Source organism: Marinobacter sp. C2H3 (assembly GCF_037080155.1).
In the GTDB taxonomy this organism is placed as follows: Bacteria; Pseudomonadota; Gammaproteobacteria; order Pseudomonadales; family Oleiphilaceae; genus Marinobacter.
The window spans coordinates 541,351-557,431 of record NZ_JBBBNZ010000001.1; the positions used below are offsets into that span (position 1 = coordinate 541,351).

At 61.6% G+C, this 16,081-nt stretch carries 17 protein-coding genes and 1 tRNA gene; 11 read left to right on the forward strand and 7 right to left on the reverse strand.

The annotated features are described in order from the left end of the window. The first annotated feature begins 35 nt into the window (after positions 1-35). Positions 36-431 carry a diacylglycerol kinase gene (locus tag V3388_RS02370; RefSeq protein WP_336365914.1) on the forward strand — a complete coding sequence of 132 codons (396 nt, stop codon included), beginning with the start codon at positions 36-38 and terminating at the stop codon, positions 429-431. Positions 432-438: 7 nt separating this feature from the next. Here the strand turns inward: V3388_RS02370 and V3388_RS02375 are convergent, their stop codons facing one another. Next, positions 439-2,028: a GMC family oxidoreductase gene (locus V3388_RS02375; protein ID WP_336366451.1), complete on the reverse strand. Its 1,590-nt coding sequence runs from the start codon at positions 2,026-2,028 to the stop codon at positions 439-441. Positions 2,029-2,185: 157 nt separating this feature from the next. Between V3388_RS02375 and V3388_RS02380 the strand changes: the two genes are divergently transcribed. Continuing rightward, a complete protein-coding gene (locus V3388_RS02380; protein WP_336365915.1) occupies positions 2,186-2,881 on the forward strand; it encodes an SDR family oxidoreductase in 696 nt (231 codons plus the stop codon). Positions 2,882-2,917: 36 nt separating this feature from the next. On the opposite strand, the gene V3388_RS02385 is transcribed toward V3388_RS02380, so the two are convergent. Further along, positions 2,918-4,099 (reverse strand): MFS transporter, encoded by a 1,182-nt coding sequence (locus V3388_RS02385; RefSeq protein WP_336365916.1) that lies wholly within the window; start codon positions 4,097-4,099, stop codon positions 2,918-2,920. A gap of 1,110 nt (positions 4,100-5,209) precedes the next feature. Here V3388_RS02385 and V3388_RS02390 point away from each other — a divergent pair. The 4 genes from V3388_RS02390 (at position 5,210) to V3388_RS02405 (ending at position 7,674) form a co-directional block, all read left to right on the forward strand. Then, positions 5,210-5,755, forward strand: coding sequence for a hypothetical protein (locus tag V3388_RS02390; protein ID WP_336365917.1), 546 nt, complete (start codon positions 5,210-5,212; stop codon positions 5,753-5,755). Next, complete coding sequence (locus V3388_RS02395; RefSeq protein ID WP_336365918.1) at positions 5,736-6,380, forward strand: hypothetical protein; 645 nt, start codon at positions 5,736-5,738, stop codon at positions 6,378-6,380. Before V3388_RS02390 ends, V3388_RS02395 begins: the two co-directional genes overlap by 20 nt. 202 nt (positions 6,381-6,582) lie before the next feature. Next, on the forward strand, positions 6,583-7,128 hold the full coding sequence (locus V3388_RS02400) for a hypothetical protein (protein ID WP_336365919.1): 546 nt from the start codon (positions 6,583-6,585) through the stop codon (positions 7,126-7,128). Then, positions 7,129-7,674: a hypothetical protein gene (locus V3388_RS02405; protein ID WP_336365920.1), complete on the forward strand. Its 546-nt coding sequence runs from the start codon at positions 7,129-7,131 to the stop codon at positions 7,672-7,674. 64 nt (positions 7,675-7,738) lie between these two features. Here the strand turns inward: V3388_RS02405 and V3388_RS02410 are convergent. The 4 genes from V3388_RS02410 to V3388_RS02425 all read right to left on the reverse strand — a co-directional run bounded on the left by V3388_RS02410 (position 7,739) and on the right by V3388_RS02425 (position 11,492). After that, a tRNA-Phe gene (locus tag V3388_RS02410) sits at positions 7,739-7,814 on the reverse strand. A 140-nt stretch (positions 7,815-7,954) separates the two neighbouring features. Then, entirely contained in the window at positions 7,955-8,227 is a 273-nt protein-coding gene (locus V3388_RS02415; protein WP_336365921.1) for an oxidative damage protection protein, read from the reverse strand. Next, entirely contained in the window at positions 8,224-9,294 is a 1,071-nt protein-coding gene (mutY, locus tag V3388_RS02420; RefSeq protein WP_336365922.1) for an A/G-specific adenine glycosylase, read from the reverse strand. The genes V3388_RS02415 and mutY overlap by 4 nt, the downstream gene beginning before the upstream one ends. Continuing rightward, positions 9,291-11,492: an AsmA family protein gene (locus V3388_RS02425; RefSeq protein ID WP_336365923.1), complete on the reverse strand. Its 2,202-nt coding sequence runs from the start codon at positions 11,490-11,492 to the stop codon at positions 9,291-9,293. Before V3388_RS02425 ends, mutY begins: the two co-directional genes overlap by 4 nt. 230 nt (positions 11,493-11,722) lie before the next feature. Here V3388_RS02425 and V3388_RS02430 point away from each other — a divergent pair, with 230 nt between their 5' ends. The 5 genes from V3388_RS02430 to hisF all read left to right on the forward strand — a co-directional run bounded on the left by V3388_RS02430 (position 11,723) and on the right by hisF (position 15,137). Continuing rightward, complete coding sequence (locus V3388_RS02430; RefSeq protein ID WP_336365924.1) at positions 11,723-12,184, forward strand: SRPBCC family protein; 462 nt, start codon at positions 11,723-11,725, stop codon at positions 12,182-12,184. Positions 12,185-12,326: 142 nt separating this feature from the next. Continuing rightward, complete coding sequence (hisB, locus tag V3388_RS02435) at positions 12,327-12,920, forward strand: imidazoleglycerol-phosphate dehydratase HisB (RefSeq protein ID WP_336365925.1); 594 nt, start codon at positions 12,327-12,329, stop codon at positions 12,918-12,920. 27 nt (positions 12,921-12,947) lie between these two features. Next, a complete protein-coding gene (hisH, locus tag V3388_RS02440) occupies positions 12,948-13,586 on the forward strand; it encodes an imidazole glycerol phosphate synthase subunit HisH (protein WP_336365926.1) in 639 nt (212 codons plus the stop codon). An 8-nt stretch (positions 13,587-13,594) separates the two neighbouring features. Beyond that, positions 13,595-14,332 (forward strand): 1-(5-phosphoribosyl)-5-[(5-phosphoribosylamino)methylideneamino]imidazole-4-carboxamide isomerase, encoded by a 738-nt coding sequence (gene hisA, locus V3388_RS02445; RefSeq protein ID WP_336365927.1) that lies wholly within the window; start codon positions 13,595-13,597, stop codon positions 14,330-14,332. Positions 14,333-14,366: 34 nt separating this feature from the next. After that, positions 14,367-15,137, forward strand: coding sequence for an imidazole glycerol phosphate synthase subunit HisF (gene hisF, locus V3388_RS02450; protein ID WP_336365928.1), 771 nt, complete (start codon positions 14,367-14,369; stop codon positions 15,135-15,137). Positions 15,138-15,246: 109 nt separating this feature from the next. Here hisF and V3388_RS02455 read toward each other — a convergent pair whose 3' ends face one another. Then, complete coding sequence (locus V3388_RS02455; RefSeq protein WP_336365929.1) at positions 15,247-16,074, reverse strand: divergent polysaccharide deacetylase family protein; 828 nt, start codon at positions 16,072-16,074, stop codon at positions 15,247-15,249. Between the last annotated feature and the right edge of the window lie 7 nt (positions 16,075-16,081).

The following is a 16,081-nucleotide window of genomic DNA, read 5'->3' on the forward strand; positions in this document are numbered from 1 at the left end:
CGCTTTACGAACCACGACGACAGGATTTTGGTTGGATGAACACCCCCGATCCCCACCAGAGCGGTACCGCGTCTTCCCTCAAGGGCGAGCGAGGCATCGCCCGGGTCCTCAAGGCCACCGGGTATTCCATGATGGGCCTGAAAACGGCCTTCCTGAACGAGGCCGCCTTCCGCCAGCTGGTGCTGATTAACGTGATCCTGCAGCCGATCGCGCTCACCCTGGACGTGACCCGGGCCGAGCGTGCCATCCTGATGCTGGTGCCGCTGCTGTCCCTGGCCATCGAGCTGCTCAACACCGCCATCGAAAACGTGGTCGACCGGGTCTCTCTGGACCTGCACCCTCTGTCCAAGAACGCGAAGGATCTGGGCAGCGCGGCGCAGTTTGTGGGGCTGGTGATGATTGCGGTGGCGTGGGCGGTGGTGTTGATCTAGCGGGCCGCTACCCCGCCGCCTTGATCATAGCCGCCGCCTTCTCCCCGATCATGATGCTGGGCGCGTTGGTGTTGCCGCCGGTCACCGTTGGCATGATCGAGGCGTCCACCACCCGCAGCCCTTCCAGGCCGTGGACCCGCAGCGCCGGGTCTACCACCGCCATGTCGTCCACGCCCATCTTGCAGCTGCCCACCGGGTGGTAGACCGTATCCACCCGCTCCCGGAGCACGGCGCGGATGTCGTCGTCCGTGCGCACGTTGGCGGTGAACATGTCCTTGGTGATGAAGCGCCCGAGCGGGTCGGCCTTCATCAGTTTGTCGGTCATCTTGTAGCCCTGCACCAGGGTCTCGATGTCGTCCGGGTGGCCCAGGAAATCCGGATCGATCAGGGGCGCTGACGCGGGGTTGGCGTCCCTCAGGGTGACGGTGCCCCGGCTCTTGGGGTGCAGCAGGCACACGTGGCAGGAGAAGCCGTGGCCGGTGTGCAGGGTGCGGGCGTGGTCGTCCACCATCGCCACCACAAAGTGCAGTTGGAGGTCCGGTTCGGCCAGGTCCGGCCGGGATTTCAGAAAGCCGCCGCCTTCGGCAAAGTTGGAGGTGATCATGCCCCGGCGCTCCCGCCGGTACTGGCCGATCTGGCGCAGCAGGTCCACGCTGCCCATGGGGGTCAGGCCCAGCAGGCTGCGCTCCTTGGATTTGTAGGCAAAGATGAAGTCCGGGTGGTCGTGCAGGTTCTTGCCCACGCCCGGTAGCTCATGCACGGTCTCGATGCCATGGGTTTTCAGCTCCGCCGGATCGCCGACCCCAGAGAGCATCAGCAGCTGGGGCGACTGGAACGCGCCGGCGCTGAGGATCACTTCCCGGCGGGCCCGGGCGGTCACCAGCCGGCCGTTCTGTCGGTACTCAACGCCCACCGCCCGCTTGCCTTCGAACAGGATGCGCTGGGTCTGCGCGCCGGTTTCCACCTGCAGATTCGGGCGTTTGCCCATATGCGGCTGCACGTAGCCCCGGAAGCTGCTCCAGCGCTCGCCATTGTCTTCCGTCACCTGGTACAGCCCAACGCCTTCCTGCTCCGGACCGTTAAAATCCTCGTTGATCGGGTAGCCCACCTGCCGGGCGGCTTCCAGGTAATACTGCTGGAACGGGTTGTCCGTGCGCAGGTTGCTCACCCGCAGCGGCCCGTCGGTGCCGTGCCATTCGTTGTGGATGTCCCGGTTGCACTCGGATTTGATGAAGTAGGGCAGCACCTCATCGAACGACCAGCCCTCGTTGCCCAGCTCGGCCCAGTGATCGTAATCGCCCTTCTGGCCGCGGATATAACACAGCGCATTGATGGCGGAGGAACCGCCCAGCGCCTTGCCCCGGGGCTGATACCCTTTGCGGCCGTTCAGGCCCCGCTGGGGCACCGTCTCGAATGCCCAGTTGTGGATTTTGCGGGGTACGGTCATGACAAAGGCGGCGGGCGTGGTGATGGTCCAGGCGTCACCACGGCCACCGGCTTCCAGCAGCAACACGGAGCGTTCGCTGTCCTCGCTCAGGCGGCCGGCCAGGGCGCAGCCTGCGGAGCCTGCGCCAACGATGATGTAATCCGCTTCTATGGACACGGGGGATTCCTTCTGTTTGTTTTTGTGGAGCATCCAACCAGTATAGGGTGGAGAAACGGCCGATGCCTGCGACCGAGTGGGCCAAAGTGGCGGCAAGTGACGTATCCCTCATCACACCAGCATCACACCCGCAAAAAAGGAGCGTACTCCCATGAGCAATCAACCCGTTATGCTGATCACCGGCGCGTCCTCTGGCATTGGCGCCGAGACCGCCAGACACGCGGCAAAACAGGGCTACCGGCTGGTGCTGGCCGCGCGCTCGACGGACAAACTCAGCGGATTACAGAACGAGCTCGGAGGATCGGACGGTGTCCTGACGGTTCAGTGCGACGTGCAGAACGCCGACGACCAGAAGCGGATGGTCGACCAGGCCCTCAAAACCTTCGGCCGGATTGATGCCGTGTTTGCCAACGCCGGGCGGGGCGGCGAGCCGGGCGGTTTCAGCAAGGCGGACCCGGACGTCTGGAAGGATATGATCCTGACCAACGTGCTCGGCGTCGGCCTGACCATCCAGCACTGCCTCCCGGCCCTGCGGGAGAGCAAAGGCCACCTGCTGCTCACCGGTTCCGCCGCCGGCCGGGTCACCATTCCCGGTTCCATGTACAGCGCCACCAAGTGGGCAGTCTCCGCCATCGGGTATGGCGTGCGGGAAGAGCTGCGGGGCTCCGGCATTCGCGTCACGCTGATCGAGCCAGGCATGGTGGACACCCCGTTTTTCGATGAGCAGCCGGCCCACGCCCTGAAGCCGGAAGATGTGGCCGCGGCGGTGATGTACGCGGTATCCCAGCCGGCGCACGTGGATGTTAACGAAATCCTGGTGCGCCCGACGCCGGCGCTGGACAAATAGGTTGACGTCTCTCACCGGGAAAGCGCCACCGTGGCGCTACCCCGGTGATCGGCTGGGCGAACGAGATGGAAGGTGACGCGGGTAGAACGGTGAGAGCAGCGCCATCAGCATGCCGATGGTCGACACGGTGGCGAACCCATTGGCGTAGCCGAGCCTCTCGATGAGCAGGCCGACCACCGGCGATCCCACCGCCTGCCCCAGGGAGACCGCCATGAACGGCAGCACGGGCCCGGCGGACAGGCGGCCCGGCAACAGGCGAATGCCGGTCATCAGGTAGAGCCCGGTCAGGCTCATGTAGGCCAGCCCGAACACCATCGCGGACACCACCGACAACGCCAGCACGCCGGGGCTGGCGGCCACCAGGGCAAGGCTGGCCGCCAGCATCATCAGCATCAGCGCCTGGGTGATGGGCGGGTTGTTGCGATCCGCCAGGTCCGCCACTACGGCGCCGCCGAGGCCGGCCGCACCCACCGCGAGCCAGAGCCAGCCGGTGTGGTTCGCCGGCAGTGACCCGAGCGTGACCACCAGGTCCGGCGCGAAGATCCAGTAGGCCGCCGACACAAACCCCATGGCAAACGCGAAGACGAACAGCCGGCCCAGCCCCCACCACTGCTGCGCGGTGATCCGGGGCCGCTTAACCGCAGCGGTGGGCGCCACCCTCGATACCGATGGAATAAACCGCCAGGCCGCGGCCACGGCCAGCAGGGCCAGAGCGGCAAACACGCCATAGGCAAGACGCCAGGCGTCCGACAGAAACACCACGGCGGGTACCGCCATCGCAACGCCAACGCTGGTTCCGGCGTTCATGATTGCGCTCACCCGCCCGTGCACGGACCGCTTGACCACGGCCTGCATGGCCGCCGTCAGCGCCGGCATCATCAGGCCGGTACACAGGCCACAGCCAAACACACCCAGCCCCAGAGACAGCGCGCCGGACGCCTGGCTGATCAGCGCCAGCCCCGCCGCGCCAAACGCCCCGGACAGCATGGCGGCCTTCCGCGCGCCCAGCCGGGTTGCCGCCATTGGCGCCAGCGGCGTGGCAAGGAGAAAGCTGATCAGGGGCAGGGCGCCAATCACCCCAATCTTCGACGGCGACAGCGCCAGGTCGTCCCGGATTGGCGGCACAAACAGGCCGAAGGCAAAGCGGGCAAGGCCGTAACTGAGTGCCGTCAGCGCGGCACCGAACAGGGCAAAGCGGGTGCTCGAGGGAACGCGCATGTCGCCTCCGCCTGCGGGGGAGTGGAGCGACCGGCCATGGGCATGGATGGCGAGCCAAATGGCTGGCCGATGGGCGTCAGCGTAGGAGTTGTGGGTGGGCGGTGCAAGGGGCGCAACTTGGCGGACTCCTGGTAAGAGTTACGTAATCGCCTGGGAATGGCGCTTGCATTCCATGTGCCGCCAGAGGTACTTTCCACGGAGCTCAGGAGAGCACAGGGATAGACAAGCGGACAAGGAAATGGAATTGTGTCCTACCAGCTATACGTTACCGGTGGCTACGGCGTTACCGAAAGCATTCTGCCGTCGCTACTGCACCCCTCCGAAGCCGTGTCCGTTGCACGGGATTACTTCTCACGCGGTTACCAGGGCGCGCACATAGAGCCACCTCCGGATGGTGGTTACCGCGATCTTGGGCGATCAACCAACAGTGAGCGCCAGGCAATACTCGACGCACTCCAGAGTGGCCAGCTGGTTCTTGGCCGGCCAGGCGCCGCTGCGTTTGGGATTTTTAAAGACTGCACCGCCAGTCCTGATGACCTGCGATCTGACCTTCCACAGATTCTTGCGAAACGCCTTCGAGACCGCTGGCCCGCTGGCCGAGGTGGTGGGTCGGCCATCCGATCGGACTCACTTCATGCTGCGGTTTCACAGAAAGCCCGGCGTGCGCCGGAGCCGATTGCGGAGCCCGCTCCCGGCCAAGGTCCCTACAAGCTGACCATTGAGTATCAATGGCCCGATGGTACAGGCGTTGCCGGTCTGCCCTTCGAGGTGGGCACGGATCTGGATAGCGCTAGCGGGGTGCTGGATCATCAGGGAACCGCGTCAGTGGAGGGCAAGGTAGTTGAGGCGATAAGGACTTAATGCAGAGGAAAGGAAGGCCTTCAATACACGCTTTAGCATTCAGAGCAACACGGGAGCCAATGAACACTATTCGGGTAATGGACTGACCAAAACGGTCAGGTTTTCTGCAGGCCAACCAGCTTATGGCGCCGTTGAGGCATTCAGTCTACAGAAGAGTCCTAAAACGTTTCGGCAGATGACAGGTATCGATGGAGGCTGTCATTGGGTGGAGCTGGTGGATCTTGAACCGATTAACTTTGGAATTTAATGATGGCGCATCCAAAACTGCCCGAGTGGCGGATTATTGATCCAGATAATCCCCCAAGGGGATACCTGGAAGTAGCATGTGTAATGGATCCCGAATTAACGTCGGCCCCGTGGCACTTCTTTGTGTCGGGTAAACATTTGCTTATTGTCAGGAAAAAATGGGTTCAATTCGACAACGGTGATCCGGGAGAGTTCGTTTCGGGCCAGTATGAGTATCCCATCCGAGCCGCTGGCTGGTTTCTCGAAACTCTGGACCGTTTTTTCTTGGAGCCAGATCATCCAAATGCCGTTCCTCGTGGTGCAATCACAATAGAAGAGGACGTTGACGGCGAAATGTTGGGTGTTACCCGAGGTGCGCAATATGGCAGCATGCTAAAGGGTATACCCGGCTATTCCCTGGATAACCTGAACCGCTTTTCCCACACATCTATTCGAGTGAGCACAAACTGGTGCCAGATGTTCAAGATGGGCGATCCCTGGTTATTTGAGCAGGGCTTGCTGGATGTGTTCAAGCGCATCGCCGAGCGTCATGCAAGGGGCGAGTTTTGATAAGCGGCTGGTCAGGAGGTTGGCGGTTTATCATGGGGCGAATTCGCCGATTGAAACGAGTGCTGCATCAGGCTTAAAAATGGCATATCCGAAATTACCTGAGTGGCCGATCGTAGATCCTGAGAATCCACCAAAGGGTTATCTTAAAGTTACGGAGATGAGGGATCCGGAGGTGCCGGATTCGGTCTGGCACATTTTCATTTCCGGTAGACATTTGGTCATTGTTTCCCGCGACTGGATTCAGCTCGACGAGAGTGATCCTGGAGAATATGTCGCCGAGCAGTATGAATACCCGATTGCTGCGGCAAGCTGGTTTGTGGCGACTCTTGGGCGTTTCTTTCTCGAGCCAGATCATCCAAACGCTGTTCCTCGTGGCGCAATAACCATAGAGGAAGAGGTGGATGGTGAAATGCTAGGTGTCACTCGTGGCGCGCAATATGGCAGCATGCTAAAGGGTATCCCCGGCTATTCCCTGGATAACCTGAACCGCTTTTCCCACACGTCTATCCACGTCAGCACAAACTGGTGCCAGATGTTCAAGATGGGCGACCCCTGGTTATTTGAGCAGGGCTTGCTGGATGTGTTCAAAGACATCGCTGACCGTCATGAGAAAGGCGAATTCTAGACAGGCGTTGCAAGAGTGAAGTGCGCGGATGTTGAAATGATTGTCCCGACATACCGTGAGTTGACGAAGTTTATTATGGGGCTGAACAGGCCTTCAGCTTACATAAGAATCCAAAAACATTTCGCCAAATGACCGGGTTGGAAGAGGGCGGAAACTGGGATGAGCTTACCGACCTTAAACCAATAAATCTTGAAGGTTAAGAATGGCATACCCGAAACTGCCAGAGTGGTCGATTATCGATCCTGACAACCCTCCTGAAAGTTATTATCTGGCCGCCAAGATAGTCGATCCGGAGGACGACACCGCACCTTGGCATGTTTTTGCTCTGGGGCGACATCTAATATTTGTTCAAAAAGTATGGGTGAAGCTGGGCGATGAAGATCCGGGCGAATTCGCAACGGCGCAATATGAGTTCCCGATAGGGGCGGCCAGGTGGTTTGTCGAAACGATACAGCGCTTTTTCCTTGCATCGGATCACCCGAATTCGGTTCCCCGAGGTGCTATCACTATCGAGGAAGAGGTGGACGGAGAAATGCTAGGTGTCACTCGTGGCGCGCAATATGGCAGCATGCTAAAGGGTATCCCCGGCTATTCCCTGGATAACCTGAACCGCTTTTCCCACACGTCTATCCACGTCAGCACAAACTGGTGCCAGATGTTCAAGATGGGCGATCCTTGGTTATTTGAGCAGGGCTTGCTGGATGTGTTCAAAGACATCGCTGAACGCCATGAGAAAGGCGAGTTCTAAATGGCGTACCCGAAACTGCCCGAGTGGCCAATTATTGATCCAGATAATCCTCCAAGGGGATACCTGGAGGTAGCATGTGTAATGGACACCGAATTAACGTCGGCCCCGTGGCACTTCTTTGTGTCGGGTAAACAATTGCTTATTGTCAGGAAAAAATGGGTTCAATTTGACAACAATGATCCGGGAGAGTTTGTTTCGGGCCAATATGAGTATCCCATCCGAGCCGCTGGCTGGTTTCTCGAAACTCTGGACCGCTTTTTTTTGGAGCCAGATCATCCAAACGCTGTTCCTCGTGGCGCAATCACAATTGAAGAGGACGTTGACGGCGAAATGCTGGGTGTTACCCGAGGTGCGCAATATGGCAGTGTACTGAAAGGTATACCTGGATACTCATTGGATAATCTGAATCGCTTTGAACACACCTCCTTTGGCCCCGATACAAACTGGTGCCAGATGTTCAAGATGGGTGATCCCTGGTTATTTGAGCAGGGCTTGCTGGATGTGTTCAAAGACATCGCTGAACGCCATGGGAAAGGCGAGTTCTAGACAGGCGTTGTGAGATGGCAAAAACAACAAAGCCCGCACAAGGCGGGCTTTGTCTGAATTCGGATGGTGCCCGGAGGCGGAATCGAACCACCGACACGGGGATTTTCAATCCCCTGCTCTACCAACTGAGCTATCCGGGCGTGTTGCGGTCAGTGCTGCAACGGGGCGCTATTAAACCGGTTTCGGTTCGGTGAGTCAAGGCCGGCCGGTGAAAATTTTCTGGCGTTTCTGTCCGTTACGCCGGCCCGGCCAAAACCGGAGCCGGCGCTGGTTTACGGCGTTATTTTTCCGGCGGTACGTAGCCTTCCGCTTTGTCGAACGGCTCGTTGTTGAAGAACCTGTCCATCTGGGCCTGGAGGTATTTGCGGCTGTTCGGGTCCATCAGGCTCAGGTGCTTTTCGTTGATCAGCATGGTCTGCTGGGCCTGCCATTCTTCCCAGGCCTGCTTCGAGACGTTCTCGTAGATGTCCTGGCCCTTGGGGCCGGGCATGGGGGGCTGGTTCAGGCCTTCCAGCTCTTTCTGGTATTTGCGGCAGAATACGGTGCGGCTCATGGGGTCTCCAGTAGCAGTTGGGGCGATTGGGTCAGCAGCGTGCGAATGGGGGCGGGCAGGCCCAGTGCCAGGGCCTCGTCCCGGTGTACCCAGCGCTGGTCGTTGTGGTCGGCGACGGCGGTCGTGGTCGCCAGGGGCAGCCGTGCCGGCTGGATGTGCAGGTGGTAGTGGCTGAAGGTGTGCCGAAAGCCTTCGTACAGCTCGGGCTCACCGCAGGCAAGGCCGAGGGTGGATGCGCAGGCGTCCTGCAGCTCGTCGGCGCCGTAGGCCGGGTCCAGCTCCGGCAGGCTCCAGAGGCCGCCCCAGATGCCTGAGGGCGGGCGGCGCTCCAGCAGGATGCGGCCGTCCGGCGCTTCCACGATGACCATCCAGGTGGTCTTCTCCGGTTTGTCCTTTTTCGGTTTGCGGCCGGGGTAGAGTGCCACCTCATCCCGCTGGCGGGCGAGGCAGCCAGCGGCCACCGGGCAGCGGTCGCAGGCGGGTTTGCTGCGGGTGCAGAGCAGGGCGCCCAGGTCCATGATCGCCTGGGTGTAGTCCCGCACCCGCTGGTGCGGCGTGTGGGCTTCGGCGTGTTCCCAGAGCTGGCTGAGCACGGCGGTCTGGCCGGGCCAGCCGGGGACGGCGTGGTACCGGGCCAGCACCCGTTTCACGTTGCCGTCCAGAATCGCGGCCCGCTCGTTATAGGCTTGCGCGACAATGGCCGCGGCGGTGGAGCGGCCGATGCCGGTGAGGGCTTCCAGGGCGTCCACATTCCGGGGAAATTCGCCGCCGTAGTCCGCAACCACCTGCTTTGCCGCCTTGTGGAGATTGCGGGCGCGTGCGTAGTAGCCCAGGCCAGACCAGTGGCTGAGTACGTCGTCCACCGGGGCCTCGGCCAGGGCCTGTACGGTCGGAAAACGGGTCATGAAGGCCCGGAAGTAGGGAATCACGGTGGTTACCTGGGTCTGCTGGAGCATGATCTCCGACACCCAGACCCGGTAGGCCGTGCGTTCCTCGTGCCAGGGCAGGTCGTGCCTGCCGTGGCGGTCGTACCAGTCGAGCAGTTGCCCGGCAAAGCGGTCGGTCATTGGTTGAACAGGCCTTTGAGTTTATCGCCCAGTTTTTCCTGGACCTTCTCCTGAACTTTCTCTTTGGCCTTCTCCTTGGCTTTGTCCACTTCCTTCTTCACCTTGGCCTTGGCGGCGTTTTCGGCGATGGTCTTGAGAGTATCGCGGAAGCGGGAGCCGTCGAAGGAGCACAGTTTGGCGGCGTCCTTGGTGAAGTCACCCCGGCACTCCACCGGAATCACCACGTTCTGCACGTATTCGGTGACCCGGCAGGCCGGGTCACGATGCACTTCGCCCACGATGCGCAGGCCGGCCTCGTAATCCAGCGCGGTCTTCTTCAGATCCACGGAGCCATTGCCTTCCAGCTTCATGCCAGCCAGTGCGGCGACTAGGCTGGTGTTGTTGAGGGTGTTGCCGTTGATGTCCAGGGTGCCGCTCATGTCGTTGAAGGGGGTGGTGGTGCCCCAGTCGGTGGTGGTGAGCTTGTCCTGGTTGACCAGCGCGATGCCCTGGCAGGCCATGTGGGTCAGGTTCATCTTGCGGAACTCACCCTTGGCCAGGTTGAAGGTGATCTTGCCGTCCGCGTTCTCCCTCAGGGCGGAGATGCGATTACCCCGGCTGGTGGCGTTGATGTTGATGTTGGCGCCGCCGGAGAGCATGTCCACCTCGGCCAGGTCGGTCAGTAGGGGCAGCGTCTGCACGTTGGAGACGGCGGCATTGAAGGCCCAGTCCGGGGTGTTCTTGCGGGCGTCCAAGGTGGCGTCAGCCTTGAAGCCGCCCTCGTACAGTTTGCCGCTGAACTCATCCAGTTTCACCAGGCCGTCTTTCGCGGTGCTGGCCGCTTTGATGTCGTTCAGGGTGAGGTTGCTGACAATCAGCTTGCCCAGGCCGAACTTCACGTCCAGCAGCAGTGTGCGCAGGGTGTCCAGGGGCAGCAGGTCGCTCTCGGGGGCGTTGCTGGCGGTGGCCGGTGCGCTCTTTTCGCCATCGGTGGCGGGCTGGGCGGCGGCATCGCCTTCGGCCTTCGGCGGCAGGTAGCGGTCCGCGTTCAGGCTATCACCCTGCAGGTTAAACACGATGCCGCTGTTGGCCAGGGTGTAGCTGCCGGAGCCCTTAAATGTGGTGTCATCCAGCTTCAGGGTCAGATCGCTGAGGGCGACCTTGCCAGGGCTGCCGCCCAGGTTGGTGGAGAACGCCAGGGATTTGAGCACGTCCGGGTCTGCGGTCGGAACGGCTTTCTGGCCCAGGTTGCTGAGCAGTTCCTTCAGGGAGAAGTCGGCAATGGCGATCTTGCCGTTCACCGCCGGCTTGTCGCCGAAGCCTTTCACCTGAAGGTCGGTGGTGAGGGACAGGTTAGCCAGGCTGGCGCTGAAGCCGGACAGCGCGGCGGTCTCGTCGTTCAGGTTGGCCTTGGCAGAGCCTGACAGCTCGGCGGTCACCGATTTGCCGCCAAACGGTTCGCCGTTCATGTCGAAGGTGGCTTTCAGGCCAGATACGGCGAACTGCTTGAGGGCCTGATCGGCGGCCAGACGGGCGCTGATGCTGCCGTCCACCGCCAGTTGCGGCTTGGCGGTTTCCACCTTGAAGGCGATATCCAGCGGGAACTCGCTGCCCAGGGTAATGTCGCTGGCGTTGACGGTGACGTTGGTCAGGGTGACCGACTGGCCACTGCGCTTATCCTCGTAGTGCACGCGAGCGTCGCCGATCTGCACGCTGTCCACATTGAAGTTCAGCGGCGTACCGCCGCCGGCCGTCTCTTTGGCCTGCTCGGCCGGTGCTTGCTCGGGTTTGCTGTCCGCGCCCTTGGTTGCGGCCTGGTCGCCCGCCTTGGGCTCAGGCATGATCCGGGTCCAGTTGCCCTGGCCCTGTTTGTCCATCACCAGGTTGGCGTCCAGCCCGTTCAGCACAAAGGTGCTTACCTGGGGCGAAAGGCTGATCAGCGACCACAGGTCCACCTGGGCCACCAGTTGTTTGAGTGCCACCAGGCGCTGCCCGTCCAGGGTCGCCTGCACGTCGTTCACGTCCAGGCCCAGCGGGAAGAACGACCAGCCGATGTCGCCGTTCAGGTCCAGCTTAAGGTTGGTGTTGCTCTCCACCGCCTGCTTGATCTGCGGTTTGTAGTCGTTCGGGTCAATCACCGCCGTGGCGATGACAACCGCCGCGACCAGCAGCAGTACCAGGGCGACGATGGCGATCAGGGCGTAACGCAGCGCTTTCATAGACAAGGCTTCCCTTTCCAGTTTCTGTTGATCCGGTGAGCGACAAGGCCGGCGGGGTCGTGCTGTGCCGGCGCAACGCCCGGGCAGATAGCCCAAGGATAACGCAGGGTTAACAAATTAACAGCGCAGCCCTATGACAATCCGGTAGGGATGGGCCAAAATACTGGCACCAACGACGACCCTGGGCACGTTCCCGGGGTTTACGAGACAAGGATAATAAGGAGTAGGTTGTGGCAATTACCGTGTCCATCGAGCTGAACCGTGAGCTGGAACTGCCCGCCGGTTACGACGAGGTGTTTGAACTGCTGGCGGACGTGCCCAAATCGGCCAGCCACTTCCCCAAGGTGCACAAGCTGACCGACCTGGGTGGCAACGCCTACCGCTGGGAAATGGAAAAAGTCGGCGTTGATAAACACGCCATCCAGTCCGTTTACGCCTGCAAATACCACGCGGACAAAGACGCCGGCAAAATCACCTGGGAGCCGATCCGGGGCGAGGGCAACGGTGTTGTCAGTGGCGCCTGGGTCATCAAAGCGAAGGGCGACAACGCCACGTCGGTGAAATTCCAGACCAGCGCCGAGCTGACCGTGCCTCTGCCCAGCCTGCTCAAACTGGCCATCAGCCCGGTGATCAAGCACGAGTTCAACAGCCTCGTGGACACCTACATGAACAACCTGAAAAAGGCCTTCTGACGCGGCGGCGGAAACGCCCACGCAACGGGACTCCGGCGCCCAGAAGCGGTATAATCCCGCAACATCTTTTCACGGCGCCCGGCCGCGCCGGCATCGCATTGGCGTTGCCAGACCGGGGCCGGTTGATAACCACGGAGTCTCCATGGCCGAACGTAAGGCTCGCGTAGAACGCAACACCCTTGAAACCCAGATCACCGTTGAGATCAATCTCGACGGCACCGGCGTGTCCAGGTTCGACACCGGTGTCCCGTTCCTGGAGCACATGATGGACCAGATCGCCCGGCACGGCCTGGTGGATCTTGACATCGTCGCCAAGGGCGACCTGCACATTGATGACCACCACACCGTCGAGGACGTGGGCATCACCCTGGGCCAGGCCTTCAAGCAGGCCGTGGGGGATAAAAAGGGCATTCGCCGCTATGGCCACGCGTACGTGCCGCTCGACGAGGCCCTGTCCCGTGTGGTGATCGACCTCTCCGGCCGCCCCGGCCTGAGCATGAACGTACCCTACACCCGCGGCTCGGTCGGCGGGTTCGACGTGGACCTGTTCGAGGAGTTCTTCCACGGCTTCGTGAACCATTCCATGGTGACCCTGCACATCGACAACCTGAAAGGTAAGAACACGCACCACCAGATTGAAACCGTGTTCAAGGCCTTCGGCCGTGCCCTGCGCATGGCGATCGAGAAGGACGAGCGCATGGCGGACATCACCCCGTCCACCAAAGGCTGCCTGTAACCGATCTCCCGAGGACATCCGCACCACATGAAAACCGTCGCCATCATTGACTACGGGATGGGCAACCTGCATTCCGCTCGAAAAGCCGTGGAACACGTGGCCCCGGACTGCACCGTACTGGTCACCGACAACGCCGATCAGATCCGCGAAGCCGACCGGGTCATCCTCCCGGGCGTTGGCGCCATCCGCGACTGCATGGCGGAAATGCACCGCCTTGGCGTGGTGGAACTGGTGCGGGAAGTCTCCCGGGACCGCCCGTTCCTGGGCATCTGCGTGGGCATGCAGGCGCTGATGGCCCGCAGCGAAGAAAACGGCGGCGTCGAAGGCATTGGCCTGTTCCCCTCGGAAGTGCGGTATTTCGGTGACCACCTCACCGAAAACGGCCAGCGACTGAAAGTGCCGCACATGGGCTGGAACCAGGTCTGGCAGACCGTCGACCACCCGCTGTGGCGGAACATTCCCGACGGCGACCGGTTCTACTTCGTGCACAGCTATTACGCCGAAGCCGAGGGCAACGACGACATGGCCGGACGCACCCGTTATGGCGTCGACCTGGCCGCCGCTGTGGCCCGGGACAACGTCTTTGCGGTTCAGTTCCACCCGGAGAAAAGCGCCCGGGCGGGATTGCAACTGCTGGAAAACTTCACCAACTGGAACGGCAAGTAAACACCCTCATGCTCATTATTCCCGCGATTGATCTGAAAGACGGCAAGTGCGTTCGCCTGCGCCAGGGCCGCATGGAAGACTCCACCGTATTTGGCGACGACCCCATTGAAGTTGCCGCCAAATGGGTCAACGCTGGCGCCCGCCGCCTCCACCTGGTGGACCTCAACGGTGCGTTTGCCGGCGAGCCGGTCAACGGCGAGATCGTCACGGGCATCGCCAAGCGCTTCCCGGACCTGCCGATCCAGATTGGCGGCGGTATCCGCTCCGCCGAGACCATCGAGGCTTACCTCAAGGCCGGCGTCCAGTGGGTGATCATTGGCACGAAGGCTGTGAAAGAGCCGGAGTTTGTCACCGAGATGTGCAAGCGCTTCCCCGGCCATATTATCGTCGGTCTGGACGCCAAAGACGGCCTGGTTGCTACCGACGGCTGGGCTGAAGTGTCCCAGGTGCAGGCGGTCGATCTGGCCCGGCGGTTCGCCAACGACGGCGTGGACGCCATCGTCTACACCGACATTGCCCGGGACGGCATGATGCAGGGCGTGAACGTGGAAGCCACCGCCAAGCTCGCCGAAGACGGCGGCATCCCCGTGATTGCCTCCGGCGGCGTGACCAACATGGACGACCTCAAGCGCCTGGCCACCGTGGCCGACAAAGGCGTGATCGGCGCCATTACCGGCCGGGCCATCTACGAAGGCACCCTGGACGTTGCCGAGGCCCAGGCCTACTGCGACACGCTGACTCCGTAAAACGCTGAATCACTGAGCGACCCGAGGACCGACCATGGCACTGGCCAAACGCATTATTCCCTGCCTCGACGTGGACAAAGGCCGCGTGGTGAAAGGCGTCAACTTCGTCGATATCCGGGACGCGGGCGATCCGGTGGAAGTGGCCCGTCGTTACAACGAGCAGGGCGCGGATGAAATCACCTTCCTCGACATTACCGCCAGCCACGAAAGCCGGGATACCACCTACGAGACCGTGGAGCGCATGGCCGCAGAAGTGTTCATTCCGCTGACCGTGGGCGGCGGCGTTCGCACCGTGGACGACATCCGCAAGCTACTTAACGCCGGTGCGGACAAGGTGTCCATCAATACCGCCGCCGTGTTCAACCCGGAGTTTGTCCGCGAAGCGGCCGACCGGTTTGGCAGTCAGTGCATTGTGGTGGCCATCGATGCCAAGAAGGTCAGCGCCGAGGGCGAGGCCCCGCGTTGGGAAATTTTCACCCACGGCGGCCGTAAGCCCACCGGCCTGGACGCCGTCGACTGGGCCCGGAAGATGGTGGAGATGGGCGCGGGCGAACTGCTGCTCACCAGCATGGACCGGGACGGTACCAAGATCGGCTTTGATCTGGGGCTCACCCGCGCCATTAGTGACGCGGTGGCGGTGCCGGTGATTGCGTCTGGTGGCGTTGGCGAACTGCAGCACCTGGCGGATGGCGTGACGGAGGGCGGCGCGGATGCCGTGCTGGCCGCCTCCATCTTCCATTTTGGCCAGCACACGATTCCGGAGGCCAAGGCGTTTATGAAGGCCCAGGGGATTGAGGTGCGGTGATGGGCCGAGGGGTCAGATGAAAAACGAAAAAGGGGCAGATGATTTCTCATCTGCCCCTTTTTCGTTTTTCATCTGACCCCGTTTCCCCGGCTTTTCATCTGACCCCGTTTTACTGCTTGCGGGCATACGCCGGTTGAACCGGCTGTTTAGAGCCATCCACAAACATGCTGCGGTTGTCGTTGCGCAGGGCCCACAGGCCGCTGACGGTGGCCACGGCGATGCCCTGTTCGTCCAGCTCCGGCAGGTGCTTGGTGAGATAATCCACGGTGGCCTTGTGGGGATGGCCGATGGCGACGGCGCTGCCGTTCTTTCGGGCCAGCTGGATCAGCCGTTTGAACTGCACGTCGATGGCGGCGTCGGTTTGCTCGTTATCCAGGAATACATCTCGATCAATGCTCGGAACGCGGTAGGCGCTGGCCACCTTGCCCGCGACCGTCGTCGCGATGGTCCGGCTGTCAACGAAATACAGCGGATACTTCTCCAGCTCCGCCATCACCCAGTCCATGGGCTTGAGCTGTTGGGTCAGCAGACTTCCCATATGGTTGTTGACGCCCGCGACGTAGGGAATCGCCTGCAGGGAACGCCGCAACACGGTGGTCATGGTGTGCTGATCCATGTCGGGCGTCAGCCCACCGGCACCGAGCTCGTAATGATGGGTGTTGGCCATCGGCGCGTGCAGCATGATTTCCTTGCCGTGCTCATGGGCCAGACGGGCCAGCGCCACGGTATGGGGGCGAAAGGGCAGGAAAGCCAGGGTCAGCGGCTGCTCCATGCGCGCCAGGCGCTCGCCCTGGGTGGCATCGAACCCCATGTCATCAATGATGATGGCAATGGTCGGCGGCGTGCCCGAAGGCGCCCGCTGGGCGCTGACGGGGCCGCTGGCCAGGGCGCCAAACGCCGCAACGCCGAGCGCCGTCAGGACATGGCGTAAGCGCATACGTCGG